We start from the raw sequence: 20,206 nt of genomic DNA on the forward strand, positions 1-20,206 counted from the left end.
ATCCTCATGGGGCCTTGGACACCTCAGTCCCCGCCGCCTCCACTGCCTCCGCCGCAGGAGAAGGAGCCGCCACCGCCGCCGCTGCTCGTGCCGCGCAACGAGTGCTTGAGGAGGCCTGTGCCGCCCACCTCGGCCCGGTGGACCAGACCCGCCCGCAGGGCGAAGCGCGGCACCAGCAGCCGCAGGGCCGCCTCGCCGTGCAGGGCGATCAGCAGCAGCCGGTCGTGGTCGGTCAGGCCGTGCCTGCTCGTCGGCAGGGGATGGACGTGCCGCAGGTCGCGGACGTGGCGGCGGGCGGCGCGGGTGGCGCCGAGCAGGGGATAGCGCAGCAGGCCCGCCTCAGCGAGCGGAATGCGCATGAGGGCCACCGCGAGCCGGATGTCCGGATCCTTCACCAGCTTCTTGGGAGCGGCGGGCGCTCGCAGCGAGGCATGCACCGCGGCCGCCAGGCCGGAGGGCGGCTGTTCCGCCCGCGCGGCGTCCACGACACCGGCCCGGATGGTCCCGGGCCGGTCCGCCTCCACCAGGCCCCGCAGATACAGATCCACCACGGCGACGGTGACGGCGGCCCGTGGGCCGTCCCCCAGCAGTGCGATCTCGTGCGGCTCCAGCCGGACCGCCATACCGTCGCTCATGGCTTCACCCCCGTGACGGGGCCCGCCGCCCCCGTGCCGGCGAGCCCCGTGTGTCGAGAATGTGCCCGGCCCCGGGGGCAGTTGAAGCCCCCGGGGCCGGGTTCAGAGCTTGATTTGAGGGTTGCGTACGGGCTGTACGACCGGTGCCGTAGGCGCGCTCACGCCTCGTGGTGCTCCGACAGCCCCGGCCAGTCGTCCGGGCCGCCGCCCTGCCACTCGACCAGGTCGCTCTCCGCGACGTCGGTGACGTACAGGTCGGCCAGGCGCAGGATCTCGGCGACGTCGTCGGTGTGGGTGGCGACGCCCAGCGGCTCCTCGCCCAGGGTGACCCGGCGGGAGCCGTCCAGGGCGGGGGCGTGGACCACGACATGCGGATGTTCGGTGGGAGGTGCCATGCCTTCAGGCTGCTGCGAACGGGACGGTTCCGCACCCTGAAAGGGGCTGGCCGTCCGACGGCGCGAGGCTGGGCGCGACAGGACGTTCGCGCCGCCGGACGGGGTCTTTGCGGGGGCAGGCACCACTGGGACCGCGGCGGGTGCGACGGGCTCCGGGCGGGCTTCCCTCAGGTCGAGAAACCGGCCCGGGCCCTTCACCACCGCACTGGCTCGCAGCCGCCGCGGTCCGCGCCCTGACCGTGTCCGTGCCCGGGGGACCACCCCTCATCCGGGTCGCCCCGGGCGGTCGGACACGGTCAGGGAGTTCAGTCCTCGCGCAGGGCGCGGACCGCCTCCTCCACGCGCCGCCCGTACTCGGGGTCGGCGGCGTGGAAGTGCGCGAGGTTCTTCTCGATCACGTCGTCGCGGGAGACCTGGGACAGGCCGCCTGCGATGTTCGCGACCAGGCGCGACCTCTCCTCGGCGGACATCAGCCGGAACAGCTCACCGGCCTGGAAGAAGTCGTCGTCCTTGGTGTGCGCGGGCGCCTCATGGGTGCCCGTGTGGCCGTTCACGGCGAGTGGTGCCGACAGGGGGCGGCCGGTCTCGACCGGGCCGTCGTAGGAGTTCGGCTCGTAGTTCTTCGCGTGCCGGCCCTGAGGGTTGGACGCCATGAGGCCGTCGCGGCCGTAGCTCTGCGCGGTCGTGGCCCTCGGCGCGTTGACGGCCAGCAGCGTGTGGTTGACGCCCAGGCGGTAGCGGTGGGCATCCGCGTAGGCGAACAGGCGGCCCTGGAGCATCTTGTCGGGGGAGGGACCGATGCCCGGCACGAAGTTGTTCGGGGAGAAAGCGGCCTGCTCGACCTCGGCGAAGACGTTGTCCGGGTTGCGGTCCAGCACCAGCCGGCCCACGCGCTTGAGCGGGTAGTCCTGGTGCGGCCACACCTTGGTCAGGTCGAACGGGTTGAAGCGGTAGTCCGCCGCCTCGGCCGCCGGCATCAGCTGGACGTGGAGCGTCCAGGACGGGTGCACGCCCCGCTCGATGGCCTGGAGCAGATCCGTCTGGTGCGAGTTGGGGTCCTTGCCGGCGATCTCGGCGGCCTGCTCGCTGCTCAGGGAGCGGACGCCCTGGTTGGTCTTGAAGTGGTACTTGACGAAGAAGGCCTCGCCCCGGCTGTTCGTCCACTGGTAGGTGTGCGAGCCGTAGCCGTTCATGTGCCGGTAGGAGGCCGGGATGCCGCGGTCGCCCATCAGCCAGGTCACCTGGTGCGTGGCCTCGGGGGAGTGCGCCCAGAAGTCCCAGACGTTGTCCGGCTCCTGACGGCCCGTGAACGGGTCGCGCTTCTGCGAGTGGATGAAGTCCGGGAACTTGATCGGGTCCTTGATGAAGAACACCGGGGTGTTGTTCCCGACGAGGTCGTAGTTGCCTTCCTCGGTGTAGAACTTCACCGCGAAACCGCGCGGGTCGCGCACCGCGTCCGCGCCGCCGAGCGAGTCGGCCACCGTCGAGAAGCGCAGGAACACCTCGGTGCGCTTGCCGACCGCGCTGAGGAAGTCGGCGTGGGTGAAGTCCGTGACGTCGTCGGTCACTTCGAAGTGGCCGTACGCGCCCGAGCCGCGGGCGTGCACCACGCGCTCCGGGATGCGCTCGCGGTTGAAGCGCGCCAGCTTCTCCAGCAGATGCTGGTCCTGGAGCAGGAGCGGGCCGCCGACGCCGGCGGTGGCGGAGTTCTGGTTGTCGGCGACGGGGGCGCCGGACTCGGTGGTGAGCACGCGCTGCGACATCGTGACCTTCCGTACGAGAGGGCAGCGGAAATATGTTTCCGCTTTGTGGAGCCTAGGGTCGGGGTGATCGGAGCGTCAACAGTTTGTTGAAGCGATGGGCATGACTGGTTCCGGGCGGCGCCGCCGCTTTGGGCGCGACAGGACAGGTGTCAGCGGCGGCGCCGCCCGGGGTCTGGGGGAACCCTCGCGATCACGAGGGCCGGGAGGTCGTCAGAGCTGCGCGCCGGAGAGCCGCTCCACGGCCCGCAGCAGCGCCGAGTGGTCCAGGCCGCCGTCACCCTGCGCACGCAGGGACGCGACCAGCTGGGCGACCACGGCACCGACGGGCAGGGCCGCGCCGACATTGCGGGCGGCGTCGGTGACGATGCCCATGTCCTTGTGGTGCAGGTCGATCCGGAAGCCCGGCTTGAAGTCCCGGCCGAGGAAGTTGTCCTTCTTGCGGGTCAGCACGGTCGAGCCGGCGAGCCCGCCGTTGAGGACGTCCAGCGCCGCCTTCAGGTCCACGCCGGACTTCTCCAGGAAGACCACGGCCTCGGCGCACGCCTGGATGTTCACGGCGACGATCAGCTGGTTGGCGGCCTTCACGGTCTGGCCCGAGCCGTGCGGGCCGCAGAGCACGATGGTCTTGCCGAGCGCGTCCAGGATCGGCTTCGCGGTGTCGAAGTCGGCCTGCTCGCCGCCGACCATGATGGACAGCACGGCCTCGATGGCACCGGCCTCGCCGCCGGACACCGGGGCGTCCAGGACGCGGATGCCCTTGTCCTTCGCCGCCTTCGCCAGGTCGACGGAGGTCTGCGGGGTGATCGAGGACATGTCGATCAGCAGCGCGCCGGACTTCGCGTTCTCCAGTATGCCGTCCGGGCCGTAGGCGATGGCCTCGACCTGCGGGGAGGCCGGGACCATCGTGATGACGACGTCGGCGTCCTTCACGGCCTCGGCGATCGAACCGGCCGCGGTGCCACCGGCGGCGGCCAGGCGGTCCAGCTTGTCCTGCTCCAGCGTGTAACCGGTGACCGGGTAACCCGCCTTGATCAGGTTCTCGGACATGGGGGAGCCCATGATGCCGAGGCCGATCCACGCGACCTTGGGAAGTGCGTTGCTCATGATGGGGTGCCTTTCGGTACGGGGGTCAGCGGGGCAGCCAGTCGAAGGCCTCGGTGCTCGGGCGCTCGCCCGGCTTGTACTCGAGGCCGACCCAGCCGTCGTAACCCGCCTTGTGCAGCTGGTCGAGGAGGTCTTCGAGGGGCAGTGAGCCCGTCCCGGGGGCGCCGCGGCCCGGGTTGTCGGCGATCTGCACGTGGCCCGTCTTCGAGGCGAACCGCTCGATCACCGACGGGAGGTCCTCGCCGTTCATGGACAGGTGGTAGAGGTCCATGAGGAAGCGGGCGTTGCCCAGCCCCGTCGCCTCGTTCACCCGGTCGACGACGGCCACGGCCGCCGGGGCCGACACCAGCGGATACAGCGGGGACTCGGGCTGGTTCAGCGCCTCGATCAGCAGGATCGCGCCGATCCGGTCGGCGGCCCGGGCCGCGAGGGTCAGGTTCTCCAGGGCGAGCGCGTCCTGCTCGGCCGGGTCCACGCCCTCGACGCGGTTGCCGTACAGCGCGTTGAGCGCCGTGCAGCCCAGCGAGGCAGCGAAGTCGGCGGCCACGTCGATGTTGGCGCGGAACCGCTCCGACTCCTCGCCGGGGATCGACAGGGCGCCGCGGTCCGGGCCCGGGAGCTGCCCGGCGTAGAAGTTCAGGCCGGTGAGCCGGACACCCGCGTCCTCGATCGCGCGCTTCAGGGCGTCGAGCTCGGACCGCTCCGGCGTGGGCGAGTCGACCCAGGGCCACCACAGCTCGACCGCGGTGAACCCGGCAGCCGCCGCGGCGGCGGGACGCTCCAGGAGCGGGAGCTCCGTGAAGAGGATCGACAGGTTGACGTTGAAGCGCTGCTCTGCGAATCCCATCGGGCTCGGCGCTCCCTTCCTGGATTTTCCGTAATGCGGAAGTTGCTTTCTGCTTACTGGAAGATTGCCTGTGACCGGGAAGGACTGTCAAGAGCGACCGCAAAAAAGCGCCCCCGCGCGGGGACGCGGGGGCGCTGGGGCGGAGGAGGTTCAGAGCGCGTCGACGCCGCTCACCTTCCAGCCCCCGGAGGCACGGGTGAGCGTCATCCGCACCCGGTTCAGGTCCACGCGGGACCCCGTGACCTGGGTGCTCCTGGTCACCTGGTTGACGAAGAGCAGCACGACCGCCCGGTCCGGGGAGGCCGACACGACGGAGGCCGCCGGGGCGCCACCGCCCGTCGGCTCCACGACCGTCGCCTTCACCACCCCGTGGTACTTACGGGCCGTCGGCCCGACCACCGTCTTCGTGGTCCTGCCGTACTCGTCGCGGAAGTCGCCGGTCAGATGCGTGCGCGCCCGGGCGAAGTCGCGGTCCAGGCGCCGGTAGTCGTACGACAGCACGACCGGCGCCGCCTTCCGCGCCGCGTCGAGCGCCTCCCCCCGGGCCCGGTCCGCGCGCTGCCCCTCCCGGTACTGCCAGCCGAGCACGGCGGCGGCGACCAGACCCGCCACGAGCAGGACGGCCGACGCGGCGGTGAGCAGCCTCCCGCGCGGGAACCGCCGCCCGCGCGTGCTCTCCCGCGGCTCCTCCTCGGCGGCCTCGGGCGACGGCTCCGGCGGGTCGTCCCAGGCGCCGTCCGGCGCGTCGACGAGCACCGTGCGCCCGGAGCCGGGCTCCTCCGTCCGAAGCGGCGGCGCCTCGTCCGCCGGGGACCAGACGGTAGTCCTGCCGTGCTCGGGATGTTCCGGGCGCCGGGCGCGTTTGGCCGCCGCGCGGGCGGCCGCGGTCATGGTGCGGCGGGCGGGGGAGCCGGCGCCGCGGACGCGGGAGGTCGGGTTCGCCACGGTCTTTCTCCTCACAGGCGGTACGGGGGTGGTACGGGTGGTCAGCCGACGAACTCGACGTCGGAGGTCAGCCAGCGGCCGCCCTGGTGCACGAGGTCGAGCTGCAGCCGGTAGGTGCGCGCCTCCCCGTCCGGCACGGCGGTGTTGGTCACCTTGCTGTCGGCGACGACCAGCACCCGGGCCGAACGCGCGTCGGACCGCACGATGCCCGCTTCGAGGACCTGCCCCTCGGACACCGACTTGTTCCCGGCGACGAGCTTGGTCAACTGCGCGGTCTGCGCGGCGAACTGCTTCCTGAAGTCGCCGGTCGCACCCTTCAGCACGTTCTGGCTGTCCCGGTCGTAGTGCCGGTAGTCGAGCGAGGTGAAGTTCAGCGCCGACTGCCGGGCCGCCGCCAGGATCTCCTGGCGGCGCTGCTCCGCCGCGCGCTGCTCGATCGTCTGGAAGCCGAGCCAGACCGCGAGCACCGTGGTCAGGGCCGTCCCGGCGACGAGTCCCGCCGACCGGGCCCTGCGGCGCCCGGCGGACCGCCCGGTGCGGCGGCCGCTGTCCGCCCGTCCGGCGGCCAGCCGTCGCAGCGGTCGCAGCGCCGAGGTGAGGGAGCCGCCTGTCAGCGGGAGGAGGCCCCCGCTCATGCCATCGGTCCGACGAGCAGCCATTGCCACGAGTCCTTTCCGAACACGGTCTGTTCGCCGCCCGTCGAGCCGATCTCGACGGGCGTTCCGTCCGGGCCGGTTGCCGTACCGGTCTCCGGGTCGTACGGGGCGACGTACGCGGCCGGGCCGGCGCCGCCGGAACGGCCGGACGCGCCGGGGGCGTTCTGCGCCCCGCGCACCGAAGTGCCGCCGCCGCGCGGCGCCGTGCAGCGCGCGTCGGTGTTCGCCGCGCGCGTGCCGGTGTCGGCGGGGTCGCGCCGCCGCGTGCCGTACCCCTGGGTGCACGGCGGCGGGTCGTCGGCGTTGAGGACGAGGCCGAAGTGGGTGGTGCCGTCCCCCGGGATGACGGTGTGGCTGCCCGCGACCACCACCGGGAAGGTGACCAGGGCCTGCTCCACGCCGGGCAGCCGGGCCACGGTGACCTGGCCGCCGCTGATGAGGTTGGCCAGCAGGACCGGCAGATGCGGCCGGGTGGACCGCAGCAGCGAGTTGACCTCCTGACCGGCCGGCACCGCGTTGCCGATCAGCCGGCGCAGGTCGCCGTCGCTCGACTTCAACTCCGCGGTGAGCGCCGCCAGATCGCGGGAGAACGACTTGATGGACGAGCCCTGGTCGGCCTGCGTCTTGAGCACCTTCCGCGAGTCCTCGATCAGCGAGATCGTCTCCGGGAGCGAGTCGGAGGCCGACTCGACGAGCGCGTTGCCCGAGTCCACCAGCCGGCTCAGATGAGGCCCGGTGCCGGAAAAGGCCTCGCCCAGTTCGTCGACGGTGATGCGCAGGTCCTTCTTGCCGACCGAGGTGACGAGCCGGTCGAGGCTGACGACCATGTCCGTGACGGGCAGCGGCACCCGGGTGTCCTCCCGCGGGATCGCACTGCCGTCCAGCAGGTACGGGCCGCCCGAGCGGCGCGGCTGCAGGTCGACGTACTGCTCGCCCACCGCCGAGCGGTTCGCCACCACCGCCAGCGTGTCCGCCGGGATGCGCGCCGCGCCGTCCTCGATCTCCAGGGCCACCGAGACACCCTCGGAGCCGGTCAGCCGCAGAGCGCCGACCCGTCCCACCGGCACCCCGCGGTAGGTGACCTCCGCGCCGCTGAAGATGCCGCCGGAGTCGGCGAAGTCGGCCCGCACGGTGTAACCGCGGTCGAGGAGGCCGTCCACCAGGCCCGTGTACTCGGCGCCTACGTACGACACCCCCACGGCGGTGACGGTGGCGAAGGCGAGCAGCTGGGCCTTGACCGTACGTGTGATCACGGCTGTATCCCCTTCAGCATGAGCTCCGCGAGCGCGAGGTCGATCCCCGGCGGGAGGCGGCGCGAGTCGGGCAGGGGTCCGTGGGCCGCGGTGCACACCGGTGGGCACAGCGGGTCGGCGTCCCGGGGCGCCGGGGGTTCGACGGGCGTGTCCGGCGCGTCCGGTGCGTCCGGTAGGGCCGTCGGTGAGGGCAGGCCGGGCACATCGGGAACGTCGGGCACATCCGGGAGGTCGGGCAGGTCCGGGGTCTCGGGTCTGCCCGAGTCGCCGTCCTTGCCGCCGGGCCTGTCGGTGAGGTTGCCGTAGATGCCCGCCAGGTCCAGGTCGGCGGTCACATGGAGGTTGACGTAGTCGCCCTCGACGGCGTCCACCGCGTTGCGCGGGAACGGGTAGGTGGTGAGCATCTCGAGGGAGTTGGGCAGGTCGTCGCCCGCCTTGTTGAGCTGCTCCAGGATCGGCCGCAGCGACTTGAGGTTGGCGACCGTGTCGTCCCGCGAGGCGTTGACGACCCTGGTTCCCGTCTTGCCCAGCTTCGACAGGGCGGTGAGCATCTTCGTCAGGTCGCGCCGCTGGTCGGCGAGGACCTTCAGCGCGGGCGGCATCGTGTCGACGGCCGTGGCGATCGTCTTCTTCTCCTTCCCGAGCCGCTTGGCCAGCCGGTCGATGCCCTTGAGCGCGCGGACGATGTCCTCGCGCTGGCCGTCCAGGCCGCCGAGGAACGTGTTCAGCTCCTTGAGCAGGGACTTCACCCGGTTCTCGCGGCCCTGGAGGGCCTTGTTCAGCTCCACGGTGATCGTCTTGAGCTGGGCGACCCCGCCGCCGTTCAGGAGCGCGGACAGGGCGGACAGCACCTCCTCGACCTCCGGGTTGCGGCCGCTGCGGGACAGCGGGATCAGGTCGCCGTCTTGCAGCCGTCCGGCGGGTGCGGTGCCGGCCGGGGCGGACAGCGCCACGTACTTCTCGCCGAGCATGCTGGTCTGCCGCAGCTCGGCGACCGCGTTGCCCGGCAGCTTCACCGAGTCGGCGACCCGCAGTCGTGCGCGCGCGTGCCACCCGTCGAGTTCCACCTTCTCGACGGCGCCGACGGTGACGTTGTCGACCTTGACCGCCGACTGCGGCACCAGGTCGAGCACGTCCCTGAACTCGACCGTGACGTGGTAGGCACGGCCGTCCGCGGCGGCGCCCCCGGGGAGCGGGACGTCGTACCAGCCGTTGAACTCGCAGCCGGACAGCAGCAGCGTCCCGACCGTCGCCCACGCGACCGCCCCGGCTCTCGTGCGCCCGCCGCTCATGCGTCCGCCTCCAGGAGTCCGCCGAGTGTCCGGTCGACCGAGCCCGTGCTCGGCACCGCCGGCGCCTTCGGCACCTCGGGCAGGGAGTCGAAGAGCTTGTCCAGCTCCTCGCAGTCGGGGTTCTCGCCGCCCTCGTCGCCGGTCGTCCTCAGCAGGGAGCACAGCAGGTCGGCCGGGTCCTGCGACGCTTGCGCGTTGTTGCGGGTGTCGAGGGTGCCGGCGGACGGGTTGTAGGCGTTCTGCAGGTTGCCCAGTCCGGTGGGGGCCGTCTCCAGCAGTTCCTTCAGCGCGGCCCGTTGCGTGACCAGCACCTTGGTGACCTTGCTGAGGCCCTTGACGTCCGAGGCCAGGGTCTTCTTGTTCTTCTTCACGAAGTCGGCCACGTCACCGAGCGCCGCCGCCAGGTACTTCAGCGCCGCCGCCAGGTCCTTGCGCTCCCCGGCCAGCTGACCGGCCACCTTGGCGAGGCTGCCGTTGAACGACCGCACGCTCTTGTCGTCGGCCGCCAGCGCGGCGGTGAAGACCTGGAGGTTGCGCACGGTGCCGAACAGGTCGCCGCGGCCGTCGGACAGGGTGGTGACCGCCTTGGAGAGGTCCTCTACCGTCCGGTTCAGGTTCTTGCCCTGCCCTTCGAGGTTGTCCGCGCTCACGCCCAGCAGGCGCGCCAGGGAGCCGTCCTGGTTCGCGCCCTTCGGGCCGAGCGCCTCGGACGTGGTGTGCAGGCTGTCGAAGACCCGGTCCAGTTCGACCGGTACGGCCGTCCGCGACTCGGGGATGACGTCGCCGTCCCGCAGCACCGGGCCTTTGCGGTACACCGGCAGCAGCTGCACGTAACGGTCGCTGACCACCGAGGAGTTGATGATCGCGGCCTGCGCTCCGGCGGGGACCTCGCGGCCCTCGTCGTACTCCAGCTCGACCCGCACCCGGCCGCCCTCCGGCGTGATCTTCTTGACCTCGCCGATCCGGACGCCGAGCACACGGACGTCCGAGCCGGGGTAGATGCCGACGGTGCGCGGGAAGTACGCCGTGACGCGGACGGACCCGGAGCGGGGCCACAGGGCGACGGTGAGCGCGCCGGCGACCGCGAGCGCGGTGAGCAGGGCGAGAGCCTTCAGGCGCTTGTTCATGGCGTGCCTCCCGTCCGCGGGGCCACCGGAGCGGCCACCAGGTTCTGGACGTAGGCGTCGAACCAGCGGCCGTTGCCCAGGGTGTTGGTGAAGACCCGCACGTACGGGGCGAGCAGTGCGACGCTGCGGTCGAGGCTCGCCTGGTTGCGTTCGAGCATCCTGACGAAGGTGTTCAGTCCCTTGAGCGCGGGCCCGATCTCCGCGCGGTTGTCCTCGACCAGGCCGGAGAGCTGGATGCCGAGCGCGGCGGAGCTCTTGAGCAGCTTGTGGATCGCCGCGCGCCGCTTGCTGATCTCCTTGAACAGCTTGTCGCCGTCCTCGACCAGCGCGGAGAAGTCCTCGGTGCGGTCGGACAGCACGCCGGTGACCCCGTTCGCGTGGTCGAGGAGCCCGCGCAGCGCCTTGTCGCGTGAGGCCACCGTCCGGGAGATCCTCGACAGCCCCTTGATGGAGGCGCGTACCTCCTCGGGCGAGTCCTGGAAGGTGGTGGAGATGGTGTCCAGCGCCTTCGCCAGCTTTTGCGTGTCGACCTCCTCGGTCGTCGTCGTCAGATCGCTGAACGCCTGCACGACGTCGTACGCCGAGACCGTCCGCTTCAGCGGGATCTCGCTGCCCGGCTCCAGCCGGCCGGGCCCCTTCGGGTGCAGGGCGAGGTACTTCGCGCCGAGGATCGTCTTCACCCGGATCGAGGCGCCGGTCTCGGTGCCGAACTTCGGATCGTCCTTGACCTTGAAGGTCACCTCGACGTGGCCGCCGGCCAGATCGACCTCCTCGACCTTGCCGACCTTCACCCCGGCGATCCGCACCTCGTCGCCCGGCTTCAGCCCGCATGCCTCCGAGAAGGCGGCGCTGTACGTCTCGCCGCCGCCGATCAGCGGCAGGCTGTCGGCGTTGAACGCGGCGGCCGTCAGCAGGGCCAGGGTGGTCAGGCCTACGGCGCCGATCACCACGGGGTTGCGGTCGCGGAACGGCTTCGTGCGCGGGCGGCGCAGCCGGACGCGCGGCAGCCGCGGCAGCTTCGGCGGCAGGATCCGCACCTTCACCAGCGGCTCGGGGCGACGGCGCCGCCGCCGTATGACGCGCGGGCTCATCCGCCGCACCTCGCCCGCGCCACGTGCATCTCGGGAGTGAGCACCTGCTTCGTCTTCGGCAGCACGATCCGGCCGTCGAAGTCGCAGAGGTAGAAGTTGAACCACGAGCCGTAGGACGCCGTCCCCGTCAGCTCGTTCAGCTTGTTCGGCAGCCGCTTCAGCACGCCCTCCACGGTCTTCTCGTTCTTGTTCAGCGTTCCGGTGAGATCGGTCAGCCCGGCGATGTCGTCCTTCAGGGCCGGGCGGGCGTCCTCCAGCAGCCCCGAGGTGGCCGCGGTGAGGTTGCCGATGCTCACCAGCGACGACCCGATGGGTTTGCGGTCGGCGGACAGCCCGGAGATCACCCGCCGCAGCTGCTTCAGCAGCCCGGAGAAGCGGGCACCGCGCTTGTCGAGCGTGGCCAGCACGGTGTTGAGGTTGTCGATCACGGAGCCGATCAGCTTGTCGCGGCCCGCGAGCGTCGTGGTGAGCGACGCGGTGTGCGCGAGCAGGCTGTTGACGGTGCCGCCCTCGCCCTGGAGGGTCTTGATGATCTCGGTGGCGAGCTGGTTGACGTCCTGCGGGCTGAGCGCGGCGAACAGCGGCTTGAAGCCGTTCAGCAGCGCGTTGAGGTCCAGCGCCGGCTGCGTCCGCGACAGCGGGATCGTGCCGCCCGGCCGCAGCCGGGTGTCGCTGCCGACGCCCTCGGTCAGCGCGACGTACCGCTGCCCGACCAGGTTCCGGTAGCGGACCACCGCCTGCGTGCTGGTGAGCAGCGGGCGTTCCGAGGCCACCGTGAAGCTGACCTCCGCGAGTGTCCGGTCCTTGATCCGGATGCCTTCGACCTCGCCGACCCGTACCCCGGCCACCCGGATGTCGTCCCCCTCCTCCAGGCCCGTCACATCGCTGAACACCGCGCGGTAGGTGTGCTTGTCGGCGAGGGAGACATTGACGATGGTCGCGGCGAGCAGCGCCGTCGCCGTGATCGTGACCAGCGCGAACAGGCTGAACTTGATCAGCGGCGCGGCTGTGCTGCGTGCTCCGGTCGCCCTCATGCGATGCTCACCGCCGTCCCGCGGGCCAGCGGTCCGAACAGCAGGGTCGTGACGGGCGGCACCTCGTCGGCGGGCACGCCCAGGACGGGGGCCACGAGCGAGCCGACGGCCCGCTGCTCGGCCTCGGTGGCGGACACGTGCGTACCTCCGGGCAGGGCGTCGTCCGAACCGCCGGACGACGTACCGTCGTTGAGTTTGGGTTTCGGGCCGGGCACCGGCGGACCGGGCAGCCCCCGGCAGTTCGGTCCCGACCGCTCGCCGTAACGCGGCTCCTCGCCGGGCTCGTAGGCGCGCTGGGCCCGCACCACTTCGAGGGTGATCCGCATCCTGCCGCCCCGGAACGCCTCCTCGGAGGCCTCCTCCTGCCGCACCAGGCCGTCCAGCAGGCACGGGTACTCGGGCGAGTAGCGGGCGAAGAGCGCCAGCGTGGGGCGGGAGACCCGGCCCAGCGTGATCAGCCGGTCGCCGTTCTCGTCCAGGAAGTCCTCCGTGGTGCCCGCCACGGACGCGGTCGTGCGCAGGGCGGCGGCCAGCCGGTCCTCCTTCTCGACGAGGGTGCGGCTGGTGGTGACCGTGTTGCGCAGGATCCTCATCAGGTCGGGCGCGGCGTCCCCGTACACCTCGGCGACGTCGGCGAAGCGCGCGATGTCCTCCTTCAGGGACGGCAGGTGCGGGTTGAGGCGGCGCAGATAGTCCTCGACGCGGGTCAGGTTGTCGCCGATCCGGTCGCCGCGGCCCTCCAGGGCGGTGGCGAACGCCGAGAGCGTCGAGTTGAGTTCACCCGGCTCGACGGTCCGCAGCAGGGGCAGCAGGTCGTTCATCAGCTGTTGCACCTCCATGCCCACCTTGGTGCGGTCCTGGGTGATGACGTCCCCGGCGCGCAGCGGCCGGGCGGCCGAGCCGCGCGGTGCCACGAGGTCGACGTACTTCTCGCCGAACAGCGTCTTGGGCAGCAGCCGGGCGTGCACGTCCGACGGGATGGACGCGACGTGCTCCGGCTTGAGCGCGAGGTCGAGCGTGGCCTTCTCGCCGTCCGCGCGCACCGAGCGCACCTCGCCGACCAGCAGCCCGCGCAGCTTGACGTCGGCCCGCGGATCGAGCTGGTTGCCCAGGCTGGAGGCCTCCAGCGTGACGCGCACGACCGGGGTGAACGCCTGCTGGTAGACGGCCACGGCGAGGGACAGCAGCAGGGCGAGGACGGTGAGGAAGGCGATGCCGTACAACCGCAGTCCGATCACTCTCGTCCGGTTCATGTGGCTCACCCCGCGATCCGTACGGTCGTGCTGGCGCCCCAGATGGCGAGGCTCAGGAAGAAGTCCAGGACGTTGATGGCGACGATCGAGGTGCGCACCGCGCGGCCCACCGCGACGCCGACGCCCGCCGGTCCGCCGCTCGCGTAGTAGCCGTAGTAGCAGTGCACCAGGATGATCAGGACGGCGAAGACGATCACCTTCCCGAAGGACCAGAGCACGTCGACCGGCGGCAGGTACTGCTGGAAGTAGTGGTCGTAGGTGCCGGCCGACTGCCCGTAGTAGCCGGTGGTGATGGTGCGGGCGGCCAGGTACGAGGACAGCAGCCCGACCACGTACAGCGGGATCACGGCGACGAACCCGGCGATCATCCGCGTGGTCACGAGGAAGGGCAGCGAGGGGACGCCCATGACCTCCAGGGCGTCGGTCTCCTCGCTGATCCGCATCGCGCCGAGCTGGGCGGTGAAGCCGGCGCCCACCGTCGCGGACAGGGCGAGCCCGGCCACCAGCGGGGCGATCTCCCGGGTGTTGAAGTACGCCGACAGGAACGCCACGAAGTTGGAGGTGCCGAGCTGGTTGAGGGCCGCGTAGCCCTGGAGGCCGACCTCGGTGCCGGTGAAGAACGACAGGAAGGCGATCACGCCGACCGTGCCGCCGACGACGGCCAGCGCGCCACGGCCGAAGGTCACCTCGGCGAGCAGGCGCAGGACCTCCTTCTTGTAGCGGCGCAGGGTACGGCCGGTCCAGGCCAGGGAGCGGCCGTAGAAGGAGAGTTGGGTGCCCAGCTCTTCGAGGGAGCGCAGGGGGCGGTCGAGGAGTCTCATCGGCTAACCCCTCTGCGGGACGACCTGGAAGTACACCGCGGTCATCACGAAGTTCGTCACGAACAGCAACATGAAGGTGATCACCACCGACTGGTTCACCGCGTCTCCCACGCCCTTCGGCCCGCCCTTGGCGGTCAGTCCCTTGTACGAGGCGACGATCGCCGCGATCGCCCCGAACACCAGCGCCTTCAGCTCGGCCGCCCACAGGTCGGAGAGCTGCGCGAGGGTGGTGAAGGACGCCAGGTACGCGCCGGGCGTGCCGTTCTGGAGGACCACATTGAAGAAGTAGCCGCCCGCGACGCCGACCACCGACACCAGGCCGTTGAGCAGCAGGGCGACCACCATCGACGCCAGCACCCGCGGGACGACGAGGCGGTGGATCGGGTCGATGCCCAGCACCTGCATCGCGTCGATCTCCTCGCGGATCTTGCGCGCCCCCAGGTCCGCGCAGATGGCGGTGCCGCCGGCGCCCGCGATCAGCAGCGCGGTGACGATCGGGGAGGCCTCCCGCAGGACCGCGAGCACCGAGGCGGCACCGGCGAACGACTGGGCGCCGAGCTGCCGGGTCAGGCTGCCGATCTGCAGCGCGATGACCGCGCCGAAGGGGATGGACACGAGCGCGGTGGGCAGGATCGTGACGCTCGCGATGAACCACGCCTGCTGGATGAACTCCCGCACCTGGAAAGGGCGACGGGGCATCGTGCGCAGGACGTCCAGCGCCATCGCGAACAGGCTGCCCGAGTGCCGCAGCGCCCCGGTGGGCGACAGGCTCATGCGTCCGCCACCTCCTTGCGGCGGTGCGGCTCGGCCTCGCGTCCGGCTATCGCCTCCCAGCGGGGCGGGCGCGTGATGCCCGGCCCCGGCAGCAGGCGGGGAGTCAGGTCCCGGCCGCCGGGAGTCTCCGTGCGCGCGCCGGCGCCGAGCTGTGCGAGCTCCTGCTCGACCTGGGCGGCGTCCTTCTCCTCGGCCATGCCGATCGGCCCCTGCATCCGGCCGTTCAGGAACTGCCGTACGACCGGCTCGTCGCTGGTCAGCAGCTTCTCCCGGGGGCCGAACATGACCAGCTCGCGCCGGAACAGCAGCCCGATGTTGTCGGGCACCTGGCGGGCCGAGGCGATGTCGTGCGTGACGATCAGGAAGGTCGCGTCGATCTGCGCGTTGAGGTCGACGATCAGCTGGTTGAGATAGGCCACGCGCACTGGGTCGAGGCCCGAGTCCGGCTCGTCGAAGAGGATGACCTCCGGGTCGAGCACCAGGGCGCGGGCCAGCCCGGCCCGTTTGCGCATGCCGCCGGAGATCTCGCCGGGCAGCTTCTCCTCGGCGCCGATCAGGCCGACCATGTCCATCTTCTCGAGGACGATCCGCCTGATCTCGCTCTCGGGCTTACGGGTGTGCTCGCGCAGCGGGAAGGCGATGTTGTCGTAGAGGTTCATCGAGCCGAACAGCGCGCCGTCCTGGAACAGCACCCCGAACAGCTTCCGCACCTCGTACAGCTCGTGCTCGCGGAGCTTGGTGATGTCCCGGCCCTGGATCGTGATCGAGCCGCGCTCCGGCTTCAGCAGGCCGACGAGCGTCTTGAGGAACACCGACTTGCCCGTGCCCGAGGGGCCGAGCATGACCGAGACCTCCCCGGCGGGCAGCGTCAGCGAGACGTCCTGCCAGATGACCTGGTGGCCGAAGGACTTGGTCAGCCCTTCCACGCAGATCTCGACACCCATCCGGTTCACCCTTCAGCCGTGGAGCAGCTCCGACATCTGCTCTACGGGGAGGGGCGGGGCGTCCGTCGCGACCGGGGCGGATTTTTTTCGAACGTGTTTCGCGGGTCGGGTGGCGGGCCGCTCCACGAGCGGCCCGACGTGCGGTTCTACGGGAGCGCGGGCGCTGTGAGGGCGGTGTTCGGTACGGCGGAGGTGTCCGAAACGGAGGGGGTCGCCGGGGTCGGCAGGACGACCGACGGGACGGCGGACTCGACCGTAACGTCCGGCGCGTCCGGAACGTCGGGCACGTCCGGGAGGCCCGGCGTTTCTTTCACGCCGGAGAGCTCGGGCAGCTCCGGCACCTTCGGCACGTCCGGGACCTGCGGGACCTCGGGGGCCGACAGCGCCGGAAGCGGGGGCACCGAAGCCTCCGGCAGGGACGGCACGGACAGAGGCAGCAGCGGACCGGCGGCGGGAGACTCCGCTGCCCGCCCACCGGGCACCGCCGGCGCGGACGACGACCCGGGCGATCCGGGAGTGCCCACCCGGCCGTCGCCGTCGGGCCGGAGCGCCTCCGGGGGCCCCGACACGGAGGGCTTCGACGCGGGACCGCCCCCGCTGCCGCCCCCGTCGAGCGCGTACGGCAGGACGAACCCCGCCACCGCCAGGGTCGCGGCCGTGGAGGCCACGGCCACCGCGTGCGCCTTGCCGCCCCCGCGTGGCCGCCCGCGCCCGATCAGGAACAGCACGACCCCCAGCGTCCCGGCGAGCGAGGCGCGCAGCGTGCGCCGGGCCCGGGCCAGCAGCGACTCGACGGTCCGGTAGCTCAGGCCCATCCGCACGGCGACCTGGCCGACGTCCAGGTCCTCGGACTTCAGCCGGAGCGCCTCCGCCTGGCGGGCGGGCAGGTCCCCGCTGCGCACCGCCAGCCACCTGGCCTCGGCCCGGTCGCACACGACCTCGTCGACGGGCACCGGACCCGGCGCGACGAGCGTGGGGCTGGTGCGCACCTCGGCCTCACGGTTGACCTGGCGGTACCGGTCCACGCACAGCCGCATGGTCACGGTGGTCAGCCAGGCGCCGAGGCGCTCGTCGTCGAGGTCCGGGCGCTCCGCGGCGCGCAGCATCGCCTCGTGCACGGCGTCCTCGGCGTCCTCCAGGCTCATCGACCGCCGCCGGGCCACCTTGAGCAACTGCTCGCGGTGGCTCCACATGCGCTGCCAACGGTCGTGGGCCTCCTGTGTCCGAGCAGCCATGGCCGCCTCTGCCTCAGCAGGCATGTCCGTCGCCATGAGGGCCCCTCCACGCTCACCCGCCGGTTCCTGTGCCGTCCGGCGGCTGGCGACATTACCCCCCGGTAGCCGTGATTGTGGAGGGGGCGGTTCCCATTGTTTCCTCACTGTTGCTGGTCAGCGGACCGTCGCCGGGCAGCACCCCGTCCCCGGGCAGCCGCACCTCCGGGTCGGGCACGGGGAGCGGCGGCTCCTCCAACTCCCCGGCTCCGCCTGCCGGACGGGACGGCGCGGGGGAGGGCGAGGCGGGCCGCGCGGCGGGCGTACGGGAGGGGGTCGCACTCGGGCGGCCGGAGGGTTCCGGCGTGGCGGGCTTCGGCGTGCCCGGGCGCGACGGCTCCGGTCGGCCCGGGGCTTCGGCGCGGCCGTCCGGCACCACCCGGTGCCCTTCCAGGAAGTGCGCGTACCAGGCCTTCACCGTGAGCAGGTACGCCCGCGAGTGGTTGTAGCCGAGGATCGCCCGGTCCAGGTCGGCCGGGTCGGACAGGTTCCGGCCGCCCGCACACAGATAGCGGCCCGCGGCGAGCGCGGCGTCGAAGACGTTGTTCGGGTCGGCCCGGCCGTCGCCGTTGCCGTCGGCGCCCCAGCGGGCCCAGGTGGACGGGATGAACTGCATCGGGCCCACCGCGCGGTCGTAGGCCGTGTCCCCGTCGTGCACCCCGTGGTCGGTGTCGCGGATGACGGCGAAGGGGCCGCCGTTCAGCCGGGGGCCGAGGATCGGCGTGACGGTCGTGCCGTCCGCGGTCACCCGGCCGCCGCGCGCCTGCCCGGACTCCACCTGCCCGATCGCGGCCAGGAGCTGCCACCGCAGTCCGCAGCCGGGGGTGGTGCGGGCCAGCTCCCGCTCGGCGTGCCGGTAGGCGGCGAACACGCTCGCCGGCAGCGCACCGCCGCCCGTCACCGGCCCGGTGCCCTTCTTCGGCTTCCCCGTCCGCAGCGGCGGCAGCTCGGTCCGGTAGGGGGTGTCGCCGGACACGCTCGGCCCGCGCTCGGCGGGTGTCGCCTGACGCGCGGGCTCCGCCGCCCGGGCCGGGAGCGCCCCCGGTGCCTGGGACGCGGTCAGCGCGGCCATGGCCGCCGCCGCGATCGCCGTACCTCCGGCACCCCTGAGAACGGCTCTCCTGAATGTGCGCACCTCGCGTTCCCCTCCCTGTGTGGATTCCTCCTCTGCTCTACGCGGCGGGGCGGCACGTCCGTCGCACGGAACGGGGCCCGCTGAGCAGGCGAGGTCCGCAACCGGGTCCGTTAAGGTCTCCCCAAGCGGCCGGGGCGGTCCGGTCCCGATCGCGGACCTGGCGGCACGCGCGGGTCGGAGCAGATGCATGGGGGCACAGTGCGACTGAAAGTGGAGTTCACGACCGAGCCCTTCGACCTCGACGAGGCGCCCGCGCACGCGCTGGTGGCCCGGGAGGTCATCGAGGCCGCCGAACTGGACGCCGTGGACGTGGGCCCGTTCGGCAACACCGCGGAGGGCGGTGCCGACGCGGTGCTCACCGCCGTGGACGCCCTGCTCCGCAAGACCCTGGAGGCCGGGGCCACCCGGGTCTCGCTCCAGGTCAACGTGGTCGAGGAGGGCGAGGCGTGAGCGGCGCGGGGGACGAGCCGTTCATCGCGGCCGTGAAACCCCTGGTCGACGCGATGGGCGGCGAGATGATCCCGCCCGACGAGGCCGGCCCCGACGACGTCGTCCTGGCCTGGGAGGGCAGGGACGCCGTCGCCGTACGGCTGCCGCAGCTCGCCGACTCCCTCGATCACATCCTGGCCGCCATGGAGCGCCGCAAGGGCATGCCGCTGGCCGATCTGGACCGCAGGGCCAAGCAGGAGGTCGTACGGATACTCGAGGCGCGCGGCGCCTTCTCCGTACGGCACGGGGTGGAGACCGTGGCGAGCGCCCTCGGCGTCAGCCGCTTCACCGTCTACAACTACCTCAACCGCGAGAAGGGGGCCTGACCGGTCCGGCACCGCACCGGTTCGGTTTCGCGCCACCGAATTTTCAACAAACTGTTGACGTGCTGTCGCGGGAGGGCGTTAGCTATCGGCACGCCCGTTCAGCACGAAGGCCGAATCCGGCCACGGAGGCTCCCGTGACTTCCACTTCCACGCCGCCGGGCCTGGCCCGGTTCAACGCCCTCGAGGAGCACGCGGCCTTCACCGCGCTCCACGAGGCGTGTGCCTCCACGGCGTGGGCGAAGCGCCTGCTGGCCGCCCGCCCCTACGCCGCCTGCGAGGACCTGTACGCCGCGAGCGACGCCGCCATGGCGGAGCTGACGGCCGCGGACCTCGACGAGGCGATGGCCGGCCACCCGCCCATCGGCCGCCCCAAGCCCGGTGACCCCACCTCGGCCCGGGAACAGCGAGGCATGGCCGGCGCCTCCGACGCACTCAAGGCGGAGATGCTGGAACTGAACCTCGCCTACCAGGAGAGGTTCGGCCATGTCTTCCTGATCTGCGCCACCGGCCGGACCGGCGAGCAGATGCGCGACGCGGTCAGGGAACGGATCGGCAACACACCGGAGCGGGAGCGGGAGATCGTCCGCACCGAACTGGGGAAGATCAACCGCATCCGTCTGGCCCGACTCGTCGAAGAGGACTGACAGCACCATGAGCACCTCCGCCACCGCATCCGTGTCCACGCACATCCTGGACACCAGCGTCGGCCGCCCCGCCGAGGGCGTCGCCGTCCAGCTCTCCGCCCGCTCCGGGCGCGCGGCGGACTGGCAGGCGCTCGGCGGCTCCGCGACCGACGCGGACGGCCGGTGCAAGGACCTCCCGGCCCTGCCGGAGGGGACCACCCACGTACGGCTCGACTTCGCGGTGGAGCCGTATTTCGAGAAGAAGCAAGCCGATGCGCAGCAGGACGCCCCCGCGAATCGGGACAGCGGCGCCGGTGTGTTCTTCCCGGAGGTGGCGATCACGTTCGCCGTCGTACCGGGCGAGCACTACCACGTACCGCTGCTGCTCAACCCGTTCGGCTACTCCGTATACCGAGGGAGCTAGCTAC

At 71.9% G+C, this 20,206-nt stretch carries 22 protein-coding genes; 4 read left to right on the forward strand and 18 right to left on the reverse strand.

Features of this window, described 5'->3' with window-relative positions:
• Nucleotides 1–23 precede the first annotated feature (23 nt).
• The 18 genes from AB0G20_RS11415 to AB0G20_RS11500 form a co-directional block, all read right to left on the reverse strand.
• On the reverse strand, nucleotides 24–635 hold the full coding sequence (locus AB0G20_RS11415) for a TIGR04222 domain-containing membrane protein (RefSeq protein ID WP_361299448.1): 612 nt from the start codon (nucleotides 633–635) through the stop codon (nucleotides 24–26).
• A 158-nt stretch (nucleotides 636–793) separates the two neighbouring features.
• Nucleotides 794–1,030, reverse strand: a complete 237-nt coding sequence (locus AB0G20_RS11420; RefSeq protein ID WP_031134159.1) for a hypothetical protein — start codon at nucleotides 1,028–1,030, stop codon at nucleotides 794–796.
• A gap of 305 nt (nucleotides 1,031–1,335) precedes the next feature.
• Nucleotides 1,336–2,793, reverse strand: coding sequence for a catalase (locus AB0G20_RS11425; protein ID WP_361299452.1), 1,458 nt, complete (start codon nucleotides 2,791–2,793; stop codon nucleotides 1,336–1,338).
• Between the two features lie 210 nt (nucleotides 2,794–3,003).
• Nucleotides 3,004–3,897, reverse strand: coding sequence for a 2-hydroxy-3-oxopropionate reductase (locus AB0G20_RS11430; RefSeq protein ID WP_031134161.1), 894 nt, complete (start codon nucleotides 3,895–3,897; stop codon nucleotides 3,004–3,006).
• Between the two features lie 25 nt (nucleotides 3,898–3,922).
• The gene (locus tag AB0G20_RS11435) at nucleotides 3,923–4,744 is read right to left on the reverse strand and encodes a TIM barrel protein (RefSeq protein ID WP_361299455.1); all 822 of its coding nucleotides are present in this window, start codon (nucleotides 4,742–4,744) and stop codon (nucleotides 3,923–3,925) included.
• A 150-nt stretch (nucleotides 4,745–4,894) separates the two neighbouring features.
• Nucleotides 4,895–5,689, reverse strand: coding sequence for a hypothetical protein (locus AB0G20_RS11440; RefSeq protein ID WP_361299458.1), 795 nt, complete (start codon nucleotides 5,687–5,689; stop codon nucleotides 4,895–4,897).
• 41 nt (nucleotides 5,690–5,730) lie between these two features.
• Nucleotides 5,731–6,165 carry a hypothetical protein gene (locus AB0G20_RS11445; RefSeq protein WP_361300875.1) on the reverse strand — a complete coding sequence of 145 codons (435 nt, stop codon included), beginning with the start codon at nucleotides 6,163–6,165 and terminating at the stop codon, nucleotides 5,731–5,733.
• A gap of 155 nt (nucleotides 6,166–6,320) precedes the next feature.
• Nucleotides 6,321–7,598: an MlaD family protein gene (locus AB0G20_RS11450; protein ID WP_361299461.1), complete on the reverse strand. Its 1,278-nt coding sequence runs from the start codon at nucleotides 7,596–7,598 to the stop codon at nucleotides 6,321–6,323.
• A complete protein-coding gene (locus AB0G20_RS11455; protein WP_361299464.1) occupies nucleotides 7,595–8,890 on the reverse strand; it encodes an MCE family protein in 1,296 nt (431 codons plus the stop codon). The genes AB0G20_RS11450 and AB0G20_RS11455 overlap by 4 nt, the downstream gene beginning before the upstream one ends.
• Complete coding sequence (locus tag AB0G20_RS11460) at nucleotides 8,887–10,017, reverse strand: MCE family protein (protein WP_361299467.1); 1,131 nt, start codon at nucleotides 10,015–10,017, stop codon at nucleotides 8,887–8,889. The genes AB0G20_RS11455 and AB0G20_RS11460 overlap by 4 nt, the downstream gene beginning before the upstream one ends.
• Complete coding sequence (locus tag AB0G20_RS11465) at nucleotides 10,014–11,108, reverse strand: MCE family protein (protein ID WP_361299470.1); 1,095 nt, start codon at nucleotides 11,106–11,108, stop codon at nucleotides 10,014–10,016. The genes AB0G20_RS11460 and AB0G20_RS11465 overlap by 4 nt, the downstream gene beginning before the upstream one ends.
• The gene (locus tag AB0G20_RS11470) at nucleotides 11,105–12,142 is read right to left on the reverse strand and encodes an MlaD family protein (RefSeq protein ID WP_361299473.1); all 1,038 of its coding nucleotides are present in this window, start codon (nucleotides 12,140–12,142) and stop codon (nucleotides 11,105–11,107) included. Before AB0G20_RS11470 ends, AB0G20_RS11465 begins: the two co-directional genes overlap by 4 nt.
• Nucleotides 12,139–13,395, reverse strand: a complete 1,257-nt coding sequence (locus tag AB0G20_RS11475; RefSeq protein WP_361299476.1) for an MCE family protein — start codon at nucleotides 13,393–13,395, stop codon at nucleotides 12,139–12,141. Before AB0G20_RS11475 ends, AB0G20_RS11470 begins: the two co-directional genes overlap by 4 nt.
• A 5-nt stretch (nucleotides 13,396–13,400) precedes the next feature.
• The gene (locus AB0G20_RS11480; RefSeq protein WP_031107739.1) at nucleotides 13,401–14,216 is read right to left on the reverse strand and encodes an ABC transporter permease; all 816 of its coding nucleotides are present in this window, start codon (nucleotides 14,214–14,216) and stop codon (nucleotides 13,401–13,403) included.
• A gap of 3 nt (nucleotides 14,217–14,219) precedes the next feature.
• Nucleotides 14,220–14,990, reverse strand: a complete 771-nt coding sequence (locus tag AB0G20_RS11485) for an ABC transporter permease (RefSeq protein WP_031134180.1) — start codon at nucleotides 14,988–14,990, stop codon at nucleotides 14,220–14,222.
• Nucleotides 14,987–15,934, reverse strand: coding sequence for an ABC transporter ATP-binding protein (locus AB0G20_RS11490; protein ID WP_361299480.1), 948 nt, complete (start codon nucleotides 15,932–15,934; stop codon nucleotides 14,987–14,989). The genes AB0G20_RS11485 and AB0G20_RS11490 overlap by 4 nt, the downstream gene beginning before the upstream one ends.
• Nucleotides 15,935–16,080: 146 nt before the next feature.
• Nucleotides 16,081–17,169 carry a sigma-70 family RNA polymerase sigma factor gene (locus AB0G20_RS11495; protein ID WP_361299483.1) on the reverse strand — a complete coding sequence of 363 codons (1,089 nt, stop codon included), beginning with the start codon at nucleotides 17,167–17,169 and terminating at the stop codon, nucleotides 16,081–16,083.
• Between the two features lie 91 nt (nucleotides 17,170–17,260).
• Entirely contained in the window at nucleotides 17,261–18,277 is a 1,017-nt protein-coding gene (locus tag AB0G20_RS11500; RefSeq protein WP_361300878.1) for a lytic murein transglycosylase, read from the reverse strand.
• A gap of 261 nt (nucleotides 18,278–18,538) precedes the next feature.
• Here AB0G20_RS11500 and AB0G20_RS11505 point away from each other — a divergent pair, with 261 nt between their 5' ends.
• From AB0G20_RS11505 to uraH, 4 genes are all read left to right on the forward strand, one after another.
• Nucleotides 18,539–18,790, forward strand: a complete 252-nt coding sequence (locus tag AB0G20_RS11505) for a hypothetical protein (protein WP_031134188.1) — start codon at nucleotides 18,539–18,541, stop codon at nucleotides 18,788–18,790.
• Entirely contained in the window at nucleotides 18,787–19,155 is a 369-nt protein-coding gene (locus tag AB0G20_RS11510; RefSeq protein WP_189593286.1) for a helix-turn-helix domain-containing protein, read from the forward strand. The genes AB0G20_RS11505 and AB0G20_RS11510 overlap by 4 nt, the downstream gene beginning before the upstream one ends.
• A 134-nt stretch (nucleotides 19,156–19,289) precedes the next feature.
• Nucleotides 19,290–19,799 (forward strand): 2-oxo-4-hydroxy-4-carboxy-5-ureidoimidazoline decarboxylase, encoded by a 510-nt coding sequence (uraD, locus tag AB0G20_RS11515; RefSeq protein WP_361299487.1) that lies wholly within the window; start codon nucleotides 19,290–19,292, stop codon nucleotides 19,797–19,799.
• A 7-nt stretch (nucleotides 19,800–19,806) separates the two neighbouring features.
• Nucleotides 19,807–20,202, forward strand: coding sequence for a hydroxyisourate hydrolase (uraH, locus tag AB0G20_RS11520; protein ID WP_361299490.1), 396 nt, complete (start codon nucleotides 19,807–19,809; stop codon nucleotides 20,200–20,202).
• Nucleotides 20,203–20,206 lie beyond the last annotated feature (4 nt).

This window comes from Streptomyces sp. NPDC024017 (genome assembly GCF_040638895.1).
Lineage (GTDB): Bacteria > Actinomycetota > Actinomycetes > Streptomycetales > Streptomycetaceae > Streptomyces.